Here is a 16,350-nt window from a genome sequence, read left to right on the forward strand (position 1 = left end):
CGCACGGCGCGGGGACTCACTCAGGAGCAGGCGGCCGAGATGATTGGGATCCACCCCAAGTACATGCCGCGCGTGGAGGCAGGCCGGGCGAACCTCACCGTGGACACCCTCATTGCTGCGTCAGTGGCCTATGAGGTGTCGCTAAGCAACTTGTTCACCGAGGCCCGTGAGGAGGACGCGGTTGACTGAGGAGGGAGCGGCATCAACCGAGGGTTCACGCCCTATGGGGCAATGAGTTCAACGCGGCGGGGTGTGGGCTTCGCCCTCTGGCTAGGGACAAGGCGAGCGGACCGCCAGGGAGCCCGCAAGCCGAATAGACGCGCGCAGAAGGCTGCGTCAAAAGTCTGCGTCCCAGCGAAGCGCACATGGCTTCAGCAGTCCACACGCCTTCTGTAACCGCTACGTAGGAGACTCGGTCGCGGTGGCGGATCAGAAAGCACCTGTTCGGCCTATGCTCGGTCTACTGACAAGGAGCGAGACGGTGCCCAGGATCCTAGAAGCCGCGCTTAAGGCGGACCGAGATGTCGTCAGCGCGGAAGAGATCGTCGAGGTGCATGGTGAAAGCGAGTTCATCGAACCGCAGCTCATCGAATTGCCGATGATAGAAGGACTTGAGGTTGAGAGCAGGCACGTCTCTGCCAGCGTGGGCCTCCATGTTGTCCTGGGACGGAATCATGCTGGAAAGACACGCCTGCTGCGCACGGTAGCAGCGGGGCGCTTGAGCCATACTGCTTCCCTCATGGAACTTCCCTCTAGTTTCAGGGAACTCAGGTTCGAGAATGTGCGCGACCTTAAATTCAAGTTCATTTGGCCGCGTACGCGGAACGAGAAGTTGGCCGGGCGCGTGGTCGACGTCAATGTAGGGCTAGCGCCGCAATCCGCCGCCCTACTTGAAGCGAAAAAGCAGGAACTCAGCACTGGGGTCGAACTTGCGCTGCGCTCACTCGCCTCTGCAAGAGTTCGACTCCGCCCCGCCTTTTTCGTCCCGACTCAGCGCTACCTTCAAGCAGCCGCTAGGCTTGAGGCCGTCCCGGATTCGCTCGATGATCTGGCGGCTTTTCCCTCTATCCTTGAGAACCTCCAGAGGGACTCTGTAACACGGTCGCTCTTCGCGGAGATCCACGAAGCTTTCAGCGATGTCACCGAGGGCCTCACTCTTGATTTTCTCGGGACTGGAGGCATCTCGCATCTACACATCGTCGAGCCGGACGGCACCCCAGTTCCCATTGAGGACTGTGGGGATGGGTTGCGCGATCTGCTCGTCATCCTCAGCTACCTACACGTGTATGAACTATGCGATCTGATGCTTGACGAGCCTGGCCTGCGCCTTCATCCACATGCCCAACGGCGGTTGTTGCGCTACTTAGAAGGTGTCTCCCGCAAGCGCGCAATCTGGATTGCCAGCCATGATGGTGTCTTTGTTGGCGCCCCAAATGTGCGCAGCCGACACCTCGTTACGCGCGACCCTACCTTACGTGTGTCCAAAGTGACTGCGCTACCCGATGAGGCTCAGGTACGCCGCGCAGTAGCTCACCTTGGGTGGGTGCCTCGAGATGCCCTGTTAGCCGAGCGGGTGCTCTTGTGTGAGGGCGAAGCAGACGAGGTCGTGTTTCGCGCGGTCCTAGACCGGCTTGCCGCCGAGGAACCGGAGATGGGGGGCACGCTCGTAGCTGAGCTGGGCGGCGACGGCCGTGTATGGAGCCGGAATCGAGAGGCACTCGAATTGATCGCTCTGCTGCGCCAACTGTCTCCCCACGTTCGGCACGTCTTGCTCGTGGACCCAGGCGACTCATCCAAACGTGCCAGAGCTGAGGAGCACGTGCGCTTCTACCGAGAGAAAGGTGTGAACCTGCATCTTCTTGCACGCAACGAACTAGAGAACTACTTCCTCACCCCCCAACTCGTCCGCGAGTTGCTCGTCCGCGCTGTGCACCTTGGACGGTGGCCAGAGGGAACGCCCCCTCCGGTTGAACCTAGCGAAGCGGATATCACTCGGGAACTTGATGGCCTAGACCCGGTCAATGCGAAGGGTTCGGAGATTCTTGACCGTCTATTTCAGAAGTTCCTGAACCGTAGCTACCGAAAGACCGAGGGTGCTCGTTGGGCAGCGGAGTTACTTCCAACACATGCGCCCGAGCTTGAGAAGATGCTGCGTCAAGAACTACAGGCTTCTCTCACACCTACTGAAACTCCTGCCCCCGATTCCTCCGTTTGAGGCGCCCCTCACTGAGTCGAGCCTCGTGAGCGGTGTCGTGGTCACTAACGCCAGCGCCAGAAGCCCTTGAGCCCGCTATTGGAGGTAAAATCGAACCTTCGGTGCAGGGTCTCACAGGAGTAAGCGGCCGTGAACATGAGTGAAACCCCGGGCAAGCCCCCACCCCCCCTCCCCCCGTCAGCGGCGTCGGCGGCTGGCGAACCTCGGAAACGTGAAGACCGGGCTTGCCGACTGCATCCGCGCGCTTGAGGACGGGACCATGGAGGCCGGGAAGGCCTGCGCGCTGATCTACGGGTACTCAGTGCTCGCCGGGATCATCCAAGGAACCGAGCTGGAGGATCGCCTTACCAAGCTCGAGGTGTCGGTGAAGCACGAGGGGCACGGTCGAGCGGGAGCCCTGTCGTGCGCCCGGTGAATCTGCGTTCCCGGATCGAAGCCCTGGAGCGGCGCGTAGGCCGATCTGCCCCCGCTCTGGCGGTGGTGACGCTGTACGAGGGCGACGACGACGCAGCGGCCGATCGATGGCTCAGCGAGTTCGAGGCCCGCTCCCCGGATAGCGTCGCGATCGTCATCAAGCCGCCGCTAGCCCGGCCGCTGGAAAAACCCCCATTCTGGACTCGCCCCCCCGGCAGTCATTCGCGGTAGAAGAACAACGCGCGGGCACGGTCGGCCAACCGGCCATGGTCCCCCAGCCGTGGCAGCCCGCGCTTCTTTCCATCGCTGGGGAGCGCCTGGGGGCGTACATGGCATCAGCCTACCTTATTCGGCAGAAGAAGGAGGGGTGACCCAAGAGGTAGGATGACGCGCCCGATCCGCCGAGGGTAGAGGGGAGTTGTTCAGACAACCAACCACCTTCGCCAGGAGGCGCGTCATGGGTGAAATCCTCAAGGACTTCGCGCTGAAGTTCAACGGTTCGATTCGGCTGGAGGCCCGAGAAGAGCGGTTGACGGCGGAAGCCGGGGCGCTGCTGCTGCGAGAGGTGGATGAACGGCTGGGGCTGAGCCGGTGGTTGGTGGAGCGGTTGAAGGATCCGCGAGAGCCGGCACGAGTCACCCACCCGCTGGAAGAGTTGGTGCGAACGCACCTGTTGCTGCTGGGGCAGGGGTGGAGGGACCAGGATGACGCGGACGAGTTGAGGCAGGACGCGGCGCTGAGGCTTTCGGTGTCGGAGCGCAAGAGCACCGGGCCGGTGGAGCAGCAAGAGGGAGCGCCGCAGGGGCTGGCCTCCCAGCCGACGCTGTCGCGGACGGTGGGGATACTTTCGAGCGAACACAACCGGCAGGTGCTCAGCGAGGGGCTGGTATGGGGGACGGGCCGGAGGCTGAGAGCCAAACAGCATCAGGGGCAGAAGCTCAAGCAAGTCACGGTGGATGTGGACTCGCTGCCGGTGGAGGTACACGGCCAGCAGCCGGGCAGCGCGTACCACGGGCACTACCACACGCGAATCTACCACCCGCTGGTGGCGCTGCTGGCCGAGAGCGGAGACATTCTGGACGTGCAGCTGAGAGAGGGCCAGGTGCACACGGCCAACGGAGCGCTGGAGTTCATCGAGCCGTTGCTGGAGCGGGTGGAGCGGCACGTCAGCCAGAAGGTGGCGCTGCGAATGGATGCGGGCTTCCCGGAGGACACGCTGCTGACGCGCCTGGAGCAGCGGGGGACAGCGTATGTGGCGCGCGTGCGCAACACGAGCGTGCTCAAGGACGAGGCGGCTGTGCCTCGCTTCAGGCACCTGGGGCTGCCCCAAGGAGAGCCGAAGACGGACTTCTATGAGTGGCAGTACCAGGCCCAGGGCTGGAGCCGGCCTCGCCGGGCGGTGCTGGTGCTGCAGCAGGTGGAAGGCGAGCTATTCCCCAACGCCTTCTGGCTGGTGACGAGCTGGTCCGCCGAGCAGATGCCGGCCGCGGACTTGTTGGAGCACTACCGCCAGCGCGGCACCGCCGAGGCGCACATGGGTGAGCTGATGGACGTGCTGGCGCCGGCGCTCTCTTCGGCTCCTCGCCCCAAGCGCCACTACCGAGGAAAGCCGCCTGTCGAGCGCACCGTGTCCGTCGACAGCTTCGCCCACAACCAGGTGCGGCTGCTGCTCAACGCCTTGGCCTACAACCTGCTCCACGCCACGCGCGCTCTACTCGAGGACTCTACCGGTGAGGGCTGGAGCTTGATGCGCGTGCGCCAGCGCGTGCTCAAGGTCGCCTCTCGACTGCTGGTGCATTCGCGCCGTGTCATCCTCGTCATCGGCCAGCAAGCCGCAGGCTACTGGCGGGCGCTCTGGCACACCCTGCGCTCGTTCGACACGGCCCTCGTCACGTAGGGGAGCACTGTCTCTCTTCCCCTCGTCGCTGTCCCTGCTGTTCCTGCGGTGCCACTGCTGGCGGTGCGGGCCTGAGTCCCCGGGCGGCTCGAGGTCTGTCCTCTTCACCCACCGCCGCTGCACTCGCATCCTGATCAGCTACGATGCAAGCGATCGGCCATCCTTGGTGAATAGCCCAGGCTAAGATCTTGCCGCGCCTGCAAGACCGGACCGATAATTCCGGTTCTCGGGGTGAAGCCCGGAGGATCACATGAACCAAGAGGGACACGTGAAGGGCTCTGTTGCTCGCGCGCTCTTGCTGTGTGGAGCCGCGCTTTGGGGCGCGGCGGGCTGTAGTGCCACCCAAGCGGCGCACCAAGGCACAGGCGGCTCAGGCATGGCAGGCTCCGTGCCCGAAGTTGGGGAAACTCCCGCGAAGACTGGCGAGGCCATCGCGCAGTCCGTCCCCGTCGAGTGCAATCAGACTGACTCAACGATCACTTGCTGCCTCAAGAAGAACCCAGGCCAGTACGAGCGCTGCGGGGCAGTAGCGCCCAGGCAGGCGCCAAAGCAGGTGCCGAAGCAGACGCCGAAGCAGGAACCCAAGAACGGGCCCGATAAGTTGCCGCCTCTCACTGACCTCTCGCCGGAACAAGCCCGGGAGAGGACCGATAAGTGCCTCGACTACTGGAATCGGTGCATCGAGCAGGGGGGCGAATACGAGAAGCGAGGCCAGCACGGACAGACGATCTGCCGTGCCTGCTACCAGCAATGCCGCGCCAACGGTTACTGGCCTGAGAAGGTCAACGAGATCGAATGTCTTGGGGGCCACTAACTGTGGCGCGCTCTCGTAAGGAGTGGTGGAGCACAATTGCCGAGCAGCGCGAGTGGCTGACGTTTGGGCTGACTCACGCGGAGCAGCCCTTCGAAGTTTTCGTGGCCGCGCTCAGGGACCTGGAGCGACAGTTTACGCGAGAGGCACGAAGCCCCGCTGAACGTCTGCACCTGAAGCGTCTGACTGCGCTCGATGTTGTAGACGAGGCTTTCGGCCAAAGCCGACCGTGGGAAGACTTTGGGCCGTGGCTGCGCAAGGTGAGGCGGCTCGGCTTCCCGGATCTCTGGAACCGTTTTCACATCTCGACGATCTACGTGCAGTCGCTGCCCCGCTTCCCCGAGCAAGCGGAAGACGCCTTCGCCATGTTGGCAGACACGGAGCGCCGGGTGCGCAGGCTGCCCAAGCATCGGCACTCCCGTCAGCAAATGCTCGACGGCATCGAATACGCGCGGCAGGTGGCCGCCCGACACGGCATCAACCCCACCCGCAAGCACGGGCGGTAGTGCCCCCTTGCGCATGACTTCGCCGTGCCCCGTCGTGACGGGGTCCAGTCTCTCGTGAGACCTCCTGCCCCTCAGGAGCCCCCTTCAAGATGTTGAATCGACGTGCCCAGACTGTCGCTCACTGAGGAGGCCGGGACGATGGCGAGCGTCCACGAGAAAGCGGCGAAGACCGAGGCCCGGCGCATCGCTTGGCGCCGGGACCCGCGAATCACCCGTCGAGGTCTCCGGCCGCTGCAAGCCCCGTCCGGGAAAGCGAAGGGGCTGGAATCACCGGGAAAAATCCCCAGGGATTCCAGCCCCTTACACCAGCGCGCGATACAGGATTCGAACCTGTGGCCTTTGGCTCCGGAGGCCAACGCTCTATCCAGCTGAGCTAATCGCGCAGGAGGCCTACAACCGAGGGCACAACTAGCCGACTTCCCCTGCTGACGCAAGCACGCAATCCCACAACCGATGACAAGGGGACACCGCTTCCGGGGTGGGGGGGCGCCAAGGAGCGGAGCCCCTGCCCCCAGCGGCAGCGAGCAACCGCAGCGGAGCCGGACAGCACGGGGAGTGCCAGGAGGGCGGCACGCCATGGGACGGAGGGAGGGCACCGGGCGGGCCCATCCCCGTGTGCTGCTGGACATGAGGTTGGCCTCCTTCCCAGCTTTCCTTGAGCGCCGCGCCCGGGAGGCATCGACTTCCGCTCGCGGGCTGCGACGCGGAGGCACCATGGCGGAGGCACAAGCGGCTCGCGCGCGGTTGGAGGCGCTCCGGATCGATCGCTCGACCCACCCGCGCAGGCGAAGACTGCGCCGATGGCTCGTTCCAGCGGTGCTCCTCTTCCTCGTCCTCGCCGCCGTCGTCATGGGGCTTGCCGGCCGAGCCCCCACCGTCCGTGTCGCCGAGGTGCGCGAGGCCCGTCCCGGCGAACAGCAGACCGAGCTGTCCGCCGCCGGCTACGTCGCCTCCAAGCGCCGCTCCATCATCGCCCCGCTCATCCCCGGCCGCCTCGTGGAGGTGACGGTGGAGGAGGGAGATGCCGTCCAGAAAGGACAGGTGCTCGCCCGGCTGGATGACCGCGACGCCCGCGTGGCCATCCTGCGCGCCGAGTCCGAGGTCCTCTCCGCCGAGGCCCGGCTCGCCGGGGCCCAGGTCCAGGCACTCAACGCTCGCCGCACCGCGGCTCGAACACGGCGCCTGGCCAGCGCGGGCGCCGTGGCTCCCGCTCAGCTCCAGGACGTGGAGACCGCCAACCGCGCCGCCATCGCCGAGGGCCGTGCCGCGGAGGCCCAGCTCGGTGCCGCCCGCCGCGCAGTCGAGGCCGCCCGCCTCCAGCTCACCCACACCATCGTGCGCGCCCCCTTCGCCGGCACCGTGGCACGCAAGCTCGCGGACGAGGGCGCGGTGCTCGCCCCCGCCGCCCTGGAGCAGGCCAACCTGGGCGGCATCGTCGAGCTGGTGGATCTGCAGGCGCTCGAGGTGCAGGCCGAGGTCAGCGAGGAGCAGCTCTCCCGCATCGAGCCCGGCCAGCCGGCGCTCATCTTCCTCGATGCCTTCCCGGACCGCGTCTTCCGCGCGAGGACCGGCACGGTCCGCCCCGCCATCGACCGCTCCAAGGCCACCGCCCAGGTCAAGGTGGAGTTCCTCTCCCCGCCGGCCAGCGTGCTGCCCGACATGGGCGCCAAGGTGTCCTTCCTCTCCCAGGAGGTGCCGACCGAGGAGCTCGAGGGGAAGGAGGAGGATCTTCGCGTGCCGGTGTCCGCGGTGGTGCCCGTCGCGGGGAGCCCGTCGGTGTGGGTGGTGAAGGACGGCCGCCTCGAGCACCAGCCCGTGAAGGTAGGCGAGCGCCGGGAGGAAGAGGTGGTGCTGGAGGAGGGGCCGCCGGCGGGCACCCAGGTCGTGCTGGCGCCGGATCCCCGGCTGCGTGACGGCCGCCGAGTGAAGGTGCGGACGGAGGGCGGGTGAGATGGACGCCGCGGTCCTGCCCATGGTGCGCCTGCAAGGAGTCTCCAAGGTGTACCGGCGCGGCTCCGTCGAGGTGCCGGTGCTGGAGTCGGTGGACCTCTCCATCTCGGCGGGGGCCTTCGCGGCCTTCATGGGCCCCTCCGGCTCTGGCAAGTCCACGCTCCTCAACCTCATCTCCGGGTTGGATCAACCCACCACGGGCGTGGTGGAGGTGGCGGGCAGGGACCTGGCGCGGCTGAGCGACCCGGAGCTGGCCGACTGGCGCGCCGCCCACGTGGGCTTCATCTTCCAGCTCTACAACCTCATCCCCGTGCTCACCGCGGCGGAGAACGTGGAGTTGCCCCTGCTGCTCACGCCGCTCTCGCGCGCCGAGCGTCGCCGGCACGTGGCCGCCGCGCTGGAGGTGGTGGGCCTCTCCCACCGCCGGGGCCACCGCCCCTCCGAGCTCTCCGGCGGCGAGCAGCAGCGCGTGGCCATCGCGCGGGCCATCGTCACCGATCCGGACCTCATCATCGCGGACGAGCCCACCGGCGATCTGGATCGCAGGTCCGCCGAGCAGGTGCTGGACCTCTTCGAGATGCTCCACCACGGGCTGCGCAAGACGCTGGTGATGGTGACGCACGATCCGCACGCGGCCGAGCGCGCCGAGCGCATCCACCACCTGGAGAAGGGGGTGCTCCAGTGAACTACGCCCGGCTGGCCTGGAGGGATCTGCGGCGCAACCCCTTGCGGGTAGGCCTCACGGTGCTCGCGGGAGCGGTGGGCGTGATGGCCTTCGTCTTCCTGCGCACCGTTGTGGACCTCTTCTACTCCGGGGCGGCGGCGGCCCAGGTGGACCGGCTCGTCGTCCGCAACAAGGTGGCCATCACCCAGCCACTCCCCCTCTCCTACTTCCCACGCATCGCTGCCCTGCCGGGCGTGACGGCCATCACCCACCAGAGCTGGTTCGGCGGCACGATCAGCGAGTCCCAGCGCGACTTCTTCCCCAGCCTGGCCATCGACCCGACCTCGTTCATGAAGGTGTACTCGGAGTACACGCTCCCGCCCGAGCAGCTCAGCGCCTTCCAGGCCGATCCGTGCGGAGCTCTCGTCGGGCGCAAGCTCGCGGAGCGCTACGGGTGGAAGGAGGGGCGGCGGCTGACGCTCAAGAGCCAGATCTACCCGGGCGAGTGGACCCTTAACATCCGCGGCGTCTACGACGGTACGCGCCCCGGGACGGACACCACGGCGCTGGTGTTCGGCTACCGCTGCCTCAATGAGCGACTGCCCGAGAGCTGGCGGGACCAGGTGGGGCTCTACTCGGTGCGCGTGGATGATCCAGCCCGCTCGGCGCAGGTGGCGGCGGCCATCGACGGGATGTTCGCCAACAGCCCGTATGCGACGCTGACGGAGAGCGAGCGCGCCTTCCAGCTCGGCTTCGTGGCCATGTCCTCCGCCATCCTCACGGCGGTCAAGCTGGTGTCCAACGTCATCCTGGCCATCATCCTGCTCGTCATCGGCAACACGATCGCCATGGGCGTGCGCGAGCGCACCCGGGACATCGCCACCCTGAGAGCCATGGGCTTCCGCCCCCGCCACGTGGTGCTGTTCGTCCTCGCCGAGGCGGGGGCCATCGGAGTGGCCGCCGGAGTGCTGGGCATGCTCGCGGCGCCCCCGCTCCTGGAAGGCTTCATGCGGGCGGTCGAGTCCCAGTTCGGCCCCATGGCCGAGAGCGTGACGCGGGCGAGGACGCTGGTGTTGGCGGGGCTGGCGGCGCTGGGCATGGCGCTGCTGGCGGCGGTGGGGCCCACGGTCCGAGCCCTCCGGCTCCCCGTGGCGGAGGGGCTGAGGAAGGTGACCTGAGCCATGGTGCCGCTCTACTACAACACGCGCAGCCTCTGGGGCCGGCGGCTGTCCACGGGCCTCACGGTGATGGGCCTGGGACTGGTGGTCTTCGTCTTCGCCGCGGTGCTCATGCTGGCGCGCGGCATCGAGGCGGCGCTCTCGGCCGGAGGAGATCCGGGCAACGTCGTCCTGCTGCGCGAGGGCACCGACAGCGAGCTGGGCAGCTTCGTGGAGCGCAACGCGCTGCGCGTGCTGTCCACCGGGCCGGAGGTGGCCACCTCGGTGGAGGGAGAGCCGCTGGCGGCCGGCGAGGTGGTAGTGCTGGTGGCGTTGCCGCGGGACGGCGGGAGCGTGATGAACACCACGGCGAGGGGCATCTCGGCGCAGAGCCTGGCGGCCCGCCCCACGGTGCGGCTCGTCTCCGGCCGGATGCCTCGGCCAGGGACCAACGAGGTGGCGCTGGGCGCGTCCCTGGTGGGCCGTACGCCGGGGGCCACGGAGGGGGGAACGCTGCGCTTCGCCCAGCAGGTCTGGCCGGTGGTGGGCGTGCTCAGCGCGGAGGGCGGCGCCTTCGAGTCGGAGCTGTGGGCGGACGCGCGGCGGCTCGGCTCGGCGTTCGGGCGTGACGGCCCCAGCTCGGCGATCGTCCGGCTGCGCTCTCCGGCCCTGGTGGACGGCTTCATCCGCCGCGTCGAGGCGGATCCCCGCTTCACGCTGAAGGCCCAGTCCGAGTCGGACTACTGGGAGGGTCAGGCGACGGCGCTGGCCACCTTCATCCGGGTGCTGGGCCTCTTCGTGTCCTTCGTCTTCAGCATGGGAGCCATCCTGGGGGCGATGATCACCATGTACGCCCAGGTGGCCTCGCGCATCGCGGAGCTGGGGATGCTGCGGGCGGTGGGGTTCCGGCGCCGCGGCGTGCTCGCCAGCGTCATGGCCGAGTCCGCCCTGCTCGGAGTCGCAGGCGGATTGCTGGGCGCGCTGGCCGCGCTCGCCATGCGGTGGGTGGACATCCGTACCCTCAACTTCCAAACCTTCGCAGAGGTGTCCTTCGGCTTCGCGCCCACGCCGGGAATCCTGCTGGCCGCGCTCCTTTTCGGCACGGGGATGGGGCTACTCGGGGGGCTGTTGCCGGCGCTGCGCGCGGCGCGGCTCTCCATCCTGGATGCGCTCCGGGCCTGAAGCGGCGTTCGCCTGGGCGCCAGCCAGTGGGCGTCCCTGCAGGAGCTCGGGCTCGAACCCATGGCGCCCGAGCCGCTCCTGGCGGAGCCACGGCGGGAGGCAGCCCCTCCCCTGGCGGTGGGCATCACCCCCGATTACCTGAGTGGGTACCGCGACTCGGTGCTGGCGCTCATCGGCAACCTGCTGGGCACGACAGAGAAGGCCGCGCCGGGGGCCGCGAAGGCCACGTGGCCTATGGGGCCGACATTCTCGTGGGCTCGTGAGCGGCTTGCGGGTCGCTGGGCTGCGCGACGCCTCGGTGCTGGCGGAGGTTGGGCTCGTCCAGGGGGGGGCTCGCGAGGACTCGCTCACGAGACTGGAGCAGGTCGCCGGCGTCTCCGAGGTCGAGCGCTCGCAGGAGGTGCATGTGCCTCCGCTCGGCTCTCGGCCGCAATGAGCCGCACCTGCCTCCACGCTTGCGTGAGGCAGACACGAGCAACGGCTGCCTGGCTGGGGACTCCCACTGTCCTGGGCCGCGGAGAGACCTTACCGCCCTGCTGGCGAGCTAGCGGGGGGCGCGGCCTCTTCCGGGGTGGGATCACGCGGGTTGGCCTTCTCGGACTGCTTGAGGAGCTTCTTGATCAACTCGTCCATGATGGAGCTCAGCAGCCGCTCCGCGGAGAAGCCCGCGACCACTGACAACACCGCCCGCGCGAAGAACGCTGCCTCGGGGGTGGGCACCACGAACTGGACACCGCTCTGCGTGTCGCTGGCGGACACGGTCACCGAGAACAGGATCTGGGACCGCTCGAGCAGGATGATGAACAGCGCCGCGAAGGCCCCGATGAGCGGTTTGACGACGAGGTAATAGACGTAATATCGGGCCGTCGCTCCCGTTGCGATGACGAAGCGCTCCTTGGAGAGCATGTTCGAGAGAACAGCGCCTCCGATCCCGAACAGCAGGAAGGGGATCATCTGCGCTGGCGGGAAGTCCAGATACCCAAGTGGCCAGAGGCGCTCCTCGAGAACGAGCGAGAGGATGAGCGACGCGACGAAGGCCCCCAGCAGCACCATGGCGCTGAGGATCTGGATCGAGACGTTGATCGAGAGCTGCCAGAAGGTCATGTCGACCTGCTCGTTCAAGAGGCGCAGTGCCCCCTGGAGGACACTGCGGCAGCGCTCGAGCCGCGGGGCCTCCACTGTGGAGGGGGTCCCGTGGCCAGCCCTGGGTGACAGCATCTGCTTGAACACCTGGAGCGCCTCCAGGAGGGGACCGGGCGCCGCGTTCGTCCCCAGCCAGATCCTGCGCTGGATGGGGTCCTTCACCTTCCTGTCGAACTGCTCGACCACCTCCAGCCCCTTGGTGGCGAGCAGGTGCGCTGGCATGACGACCAGCAGTTGCCCATCGACCTGATGAATGAGCTCCCAGAAGGTGAAGGGCCGCTTCACCATCCGGTCGATGTGGGCCCTGGCCAGCTCCAGCATGTGGCAGCACTGCTCGAGGATGGACACCTCCCGCGTCGTGGGGTGCTCGATCTGGTTGGCGCACAGCAGGAGCGTCTCGGCCACGCGCCCCAGCTTGTTCCAGAGCTGCTGGGTGGCGGACATGCTCAGCTTGCGCCTCCGGAAGCTGGCGAGCTCGGAGAGCGTGGTGCGCTTGATCTGCTCGAGGCGGTTGGTCGTGTCGTCGGCCGTCATATCAGACACCTACGCACGCTCGGGGAGCGCAGCGAGGGGTTGGGGGCCAGCAGGCGGTTGGCCCCGGCATGGGAGCCCCCGGGGCGTGGAGCATGGGAACTCCTGCCCCGGGGTCCAGGCTGCTCACGCCCCTGACTCCGGGCGGTGAGCGGTCCCGCTACGGCAGGATGGGCTCCTCCACCACGAAGCGCTTGAAGAAGTTATTGCCGCAGTCGACCTCCACCTCCTGACGCGCCACCAGGATTCCCGTGTTGCCTCGGATGGCGTAGCCGACCTCCGCCGAGCCAGGGACGACCGCGAAGGACCGGGGCATCGGTCCACGCAGCAGCCACTGCTGCATCTTCTTCTGCCAGGCCGCCTGCAACAGATCCTCCGGCTCGGGCAAGCTCCCGGCCGAGACTCCCTCTGCGCGGGCGTTCCCACCGGGGATGGGGGGCTCCATGGAGATCCGCTCCGCGGCTCGAGCCACCGGACGGGTGCGATCGACCAGCGATGTGATGTTGAGATCGTTGTCGATCGTCACCGCCACGCTGCCCAGGCCGGGCGCCACGACAGGCACACCGTCGATGCTCTGGGTGAAGCGAATGGTCGTCTCGACGATCCTCGGAGTCTCCAGGATGCCGGAGCCCTGCGGGCTGCCGCTACACTCGTAGCGGTGGATGATGCGATCGAAGGCGAGCTCCTCGCGGTTGAGGCCTGCCTGGATCAGGAAGTCCTGCGCCGTGCGGAGCAGCGTCGCCAGCGAGGGGGTGTTGCGGCTGTCGCGGTTGGGCTGGGCAAACTGGATCTCGTACGTCCCGTCCTGCATGAGGGCCATCCGGCGATCCCCCTCCAGGTGGAGAATGGTGCCGTCCGGCCCGGCTGCCACCTCGCGCGGCAGCCGCATCGCGAGCGGTAGGCGTGCCAGCAGGGACCGCGCCCGGGACATGCTGGCGGCGTTCGGTGCGAACTGGACAGTGACGATCCGCTCCGGCAGCCGCAGGCTTGGCGCGCGCACCCCCGCCGCGGAGGAAGCCGGGTTGTACCAGGTCCACGCGTACCAGTTGCGAGGCACCGCGTCGAACGAGAAGTGCCGCTCATTGTAGAGCCGGTTGCGCGCATCCGCTTGATCCTGCCCGCAGGCCACCACCGCTGGCGACTGATGCGTCGAGATGTCGTACCAGCTGGCGTCCAGGAAGGCCCTGCTGAAGGACTTGCCGGTGTTCCAGTGCCTCCAGAACGCGCTGCCGTAGTTCGGCGCGTCCACGCTGACCGTCTCGTAACCGAACAACATGCGGAAGCCCAGGTTGGCGGGATGCCAGGTGCGCATCGGGTTGTGGCCGTTGCGGACGCGGCACGAGTAGCAGGTCGACCAGAAGATGTAGCGCACCTGCTCGTTGCCCAGGGCCATGCGGGAGGACTCGGCGCTGGTGCCCTGGCCTGCCCAGTTGGAGCCCATGGCGGCGTAGAAGACGCCGTTGCCGTCCATGCTGCCGTGGCCGGAGTGGTAGACCGCCATCACGGCGTCCATTCCGTAGGTGTCCTGCCAGTTGTCGTAGTCCTCGTAGTAGGCCCAGACGCCGACGCCCGAGTCCTGGTACCAGAAGTTGCGTGGCTTGAATTGCTCCACGTAGGCCAGCCAGCCCTGCGCATCGTCATGGGTATAGGAAAGAGGACTGGCCGAGGCGAACTGCTCGACACTGAATGCGCCGTAGTAGTCCTCGGAGAAGGCGCGGGCGCTGAGGACCTCCTGCGAGAATGGGTTCCCCACCTGCTCTGGCTGCAGCACCACGCTCAGCTGCGTGGTCGCCTGGGTCTCCTCCTCTTCCACCCGCTGCAGCAACTGCTGCGTCGTCAGATCGAGGCTCGGCTGCTTCGTCTCGGAAATGGGCTGCCTGCTAGGCTTGTCCATGGTGAATCTGCTCCTTTCATGAAGCCATCGCATCGCTGCTTCTGGATGGCCTGAAGTAGAGTGGATGCATGGGCTCGCGTTGGCATCGTCTCGTCGCGGCCCGAGTGCCCGCCAGGTTGAAGCCAAGCGCTATCGCGAGCGCGGCTCCCTAGGGGAGGATGGGCACCTGCACCACGATGCGTTTGAGGCAGTCATTGCCGCAGTCGATCTCCACCTCCTGACGCGCCACCAGGCTCGCGATGGTCCCCTGGAGGGCATAGCCCACCTCGGCAGAGCCAGGGACGACCGCGAAGGAGCGCGGCAGCCGCCCACGCAGCAGCCACTGCTTGAGGTGCTCCCGCCAGGCGGCCTGCAACAACGCCTCGGGGTCTGGCAGTTCCTCGGCGGAGAGTCCGGCTTCGGGGCCGGATGCACCCGGGAGCGGAGGGCGCATGGACACCTGATCGATGAGTCGAACCACCGGGCGGGTGCGATCACTCAGGGAGGTGATGTTGAGATCGTTGTCGATCGTGACAGTGAGGCTCCCCAGCCCCGGTGCCACCACGGGGATGCCGTCGATGGCCTGCACGAAACGGATGGAGGTCTCGATGATGCGAGGAGCCTCCAGGCTCCCGGAACCCTGAAGGCTACCGCTGGCCTCGTATTGGTGGACGACGCGGTCGAAGACGAGCTCCTCGCGTTGGAGACCTGCCTGGCTGAGGAACTCCTGCGCCGTGCGGAGCAGCATCGCGAGCGAGGGATTATTCAGGCTGTCGCGATTGGGCTGGGCGAACTGGATGTCAAACGTACCATCCCGCCTGAGGGCCAGGCTGCGCTCGCCTTCCACGTGGAGAATGGTGCCATCTGGCCTCGCGACCACCTCGCGCGACAGCCGCAAACCCAGAGGCAGTTGCGCCAGCAGGGAGCGTGTGCGGGCCATGCTGGGGGCGTTGGGTGCCAGCTGGGCGGTGAGGATCCTCCTGGGCAGGTGGAGGACTGGCGAGCGCACTCCCACCACGGAGGAGGCCGGGTTGTACCAGGTCCACGCGTACCAGTTGCGGGGCACCGTATCGCGCGAGAAGTACCGCTCATTGTAGAGCCGGTTGCGCGCATCCGCTTGATCCTGCCCGCAGGCCACCACCGCTGGCGACTGATGCGTCGAGATGTCGTACCAGCTGGCGTCCAGGAAGGCCCTGCTGAGGGACTTGTTGGCATTCCAGTGCTTCCAGAACGCGCTGCCATAGTACGGCGAGTCTACGTTGGCCGTCTCGTAACCAAACAATATGCGGAAGCCCAGGTTGGCGGGATGCCAGGTGCGCATCGGGTTGTGCCCGTTATGGACTCGGCACGAGCAACTGGCCGACCAGAAGATGTAGCGGACATGCTCATTGCCCAGAGCCATGCGGGAGGACACGGCGCTGGTGCCCTGGCCTGCCCAGTTGGAGCCCATGGCGGCGTAGAAGACGCCGTTGCCGTCCATGCCGCCGTGGCCGGAGTGGTAGACGGCCATCACGGCGTCCATGCCATATCTGTTCTGCCAGTTGTCGTAATCCTCGTAGTAGGCCCAGACCGCGACGCCCGAGTCCTGGAACCAGAAGTCGGGGGGGATCCCAGCGCCGGTCAACCAGCCCTGCGCGTCGTCGTGGGAATAGGTCAGAGGACTGGCGGCGGCGAACCGCTCGACGCTGAATGCACCGAAGGAGTTGGCCGCGTAGGAAGTAGGGGCATCGACGTCCTCTTGCACGAGCCCTGGCCCCACCTGCTCCGCCTGCAGCACCACGCGCATCTGGATGCCGGCCTGGGATTCCTCCTCCTCCAGCCGGCGCAACATCTGCTGCGTCTGCTGATCGAACTCAGGGGTGCCTGCTTCGGGAACACTCGGTCTACCTCGAGTAGCCATGGATGAGGCTCCTTTGCTTTCGGATGACCCGCAGTACGATAGGGACACGTCTTTTCACAGGCAGCGCACCTGCTTCGCTTGAGCCTTTGTCAGGCCTCGCGGGGAAA

Annotated in this window: 12 protein-coding genes and 1 tRNA gene; 9 read left to right on the forward strand and 4 right to left on the reverse strand. The window is 67.0% G+C overall.

Annotation, left to right across the window (positions count from 1 at the left end):
* The 5 genes from KY572_RS45740 to KY572_RS45760 all read left to right on the forward strand — a co-directional run.
* Window positions 1-189: helix-turn-helix domain-containing protein (locus KY572_RS45740; protein ID WP_224250118.1), on the forward strand; the 189-nt coding region annotated here is incomplete at its 5' end.
* Between the two features lie 262 nt (window positions 190-451).
* Window positions 452-2,215: an AAA family ATPase gene (locus KY572_RS45745; RefSeq protein ID WP_224250119.1), complete on the forward strand. Its 1,764-nt coding sequence runs from the start codon at window positions 452-454 to the stop codon at window positions 2,213-2,215.
* Window positions 2,216-2,426: 211 nt separating this feature from the next.
* The gene (locus KY572_RS45750) at window positions 2,427-2,630 is read left to right on the forward strand and encodes a hypothetical protein (protein WP_224250120.1); all 204 of its coding nucleotides are present in this window, start codon (window positions 2,427-2,429) and stop codon (window positions 2,628-2,630) included.
* Window positions 2,631-3,086: 456 nt separating this feature from the next.
* Complete coding sequence (locus tag KY572_RS45755) at window positions 3,087-4,526, forward strand: IS1380 family transposase (RefSeq protein WP_224250121.1); 1,440 nt, start codon at window positions 3,087-3,089, stop codon at window positions 4,524-4,526.
* An 816-nt stretch (window positions 4,527-5,342) separates the two neighbouring features.
* The gene (locus KY572_RS45760) at window positions 5,343-5,843 is read left to right on the forward strand and encodes a hypothetical protein (RefSeq protein ID WP_224250122.1); all 501 of its coding nucleotides are present in this window, start codon (window positions 5,343-5,345) and stop codon (window positions 5,841-5,843) included.
* A 309-nt stretch (window positions 5,844-6,152) separates the two neighbouring features.
* On the opposite strand, the gene KY572_RS45765 is transcribed toward KY572_RS45760, so the two are convergent.
* A tRNA-Arg gene (locus tag KY572_RS45765) sits at window positions 6,153-6,226 on the reverse strand.
* 331 nt (window positions 6,227-6,557) lie between these two features.
* On the opposite strand from KY572_RS45765, the gene KY572_RS45770 reads away from it, so the two are divergent.
* Genes KY572_RS45770 through KY572_RS45785 form a run of 4 tightly spaced genes read left to right on the forward strand, consistent with a single transcriptional unit; the run spans window position 6,558 to window position 10,796 of the window.
* Window positions 6,558-7,793: an efflux RND transporter periplasmic adaptor subunit gene (locus tag KY572_RS45770; RefSeq protein ID WP_224250123.1), complete on the forward strand. Its 1,236-nt coding sequence runs from the start codon at window positions 6,558-6,560 to the stop codon at window positions 7,791-7,793.
* 1 nt (window position 7,794) lies between these two features.
* Window positions 7,795-8,478 (forward strand): ABC transporter ATP-binding protein, encoded by a 684-nt coding sequence (locus KY572_RS45775; RefSeq protein ID WP_224250124.1) that lies wholly within the window; start codon window positions 7,795-7,797, stop codon window positions 8,476-8,478.
* A complete protein-coding gene (locus tag KY572_RS45780) occupies window positions 8,475-9,635 on the forward strand; it encodes an ABC transporter permease (protein ID WP_224250125.1) in 1,161 nt (386 codons plus the stop codon). Before KY572_RS45775 ends, KY572_RS45780 begins: the two co-directional genes overlap by 4 nt.
* Window positions 9,636-9,638: 3 nt before the next feature.
* Window positions 9,639-10,796, forward strand: a complete 1,158-nt coding sequence (locus KY572_RS45785; protein ID WP_224250126.1) for an ABC transporter permease — start codon at window positions 9,639-9,641, stop codon at window positions 10,794-10,796.
* A gap of 525 nt (window positions 10,797-11,321) precedes the next feature.
* Here the strand turns inward: KY572_RS45785 and KY572_RS45790 are convergent.
* The 3 genes from KY572_RS45790 to KY572_RS45800 form a co-directional block, all read right to left on the reverse strand.
* Window positions 11,322-12,473, reverse strand: a complete 1,152-nt coding sequence (locus KY572_RS45790; protein ID WP_224250127.1) for a hypothetical protein — start codon at window positions 12,471-12,473, stop codon at window positions 11,322-11,324.
* A 157-nt stretch (window positions 12,474-12,630) separates the two neighbouring features.
* The gene (locus KY572_RS45795) at window positions 12,631-14,364 is read right to left on the reverse strand and encodes a DUF6345 domain-containing protein (protein ID WP_224250128.1); all 1,734 of its coding nucleotides are present in this window, start codon (window positions 14,362-14,364) and stop codon (window positions 12,631-12,633) included.
* Between the two features lie 148 nt (window positions 14,365-14,512).
* A complete protein-coding gene (locus KY572_RS45800; protein WP_224250129.1) occupies window positions 14,513-16,243 on the reverse strand; it encodes a DUF6345 domain-containing protein in 1,731 nt (576 codons plus the stop codon).
* Window positions 16,244-16,350 lie beyond the last annotated feature (107 nt).

The sequence above is a fragment of the Hyalangium gracile genome (assembly GCF_020103725.1).
Classification (GTDB): Bacteria; Myxococcota; Myxococcia; order Myxococcales; family Myxococcaceae; genus Hyalangium; species Hyalangium gracile.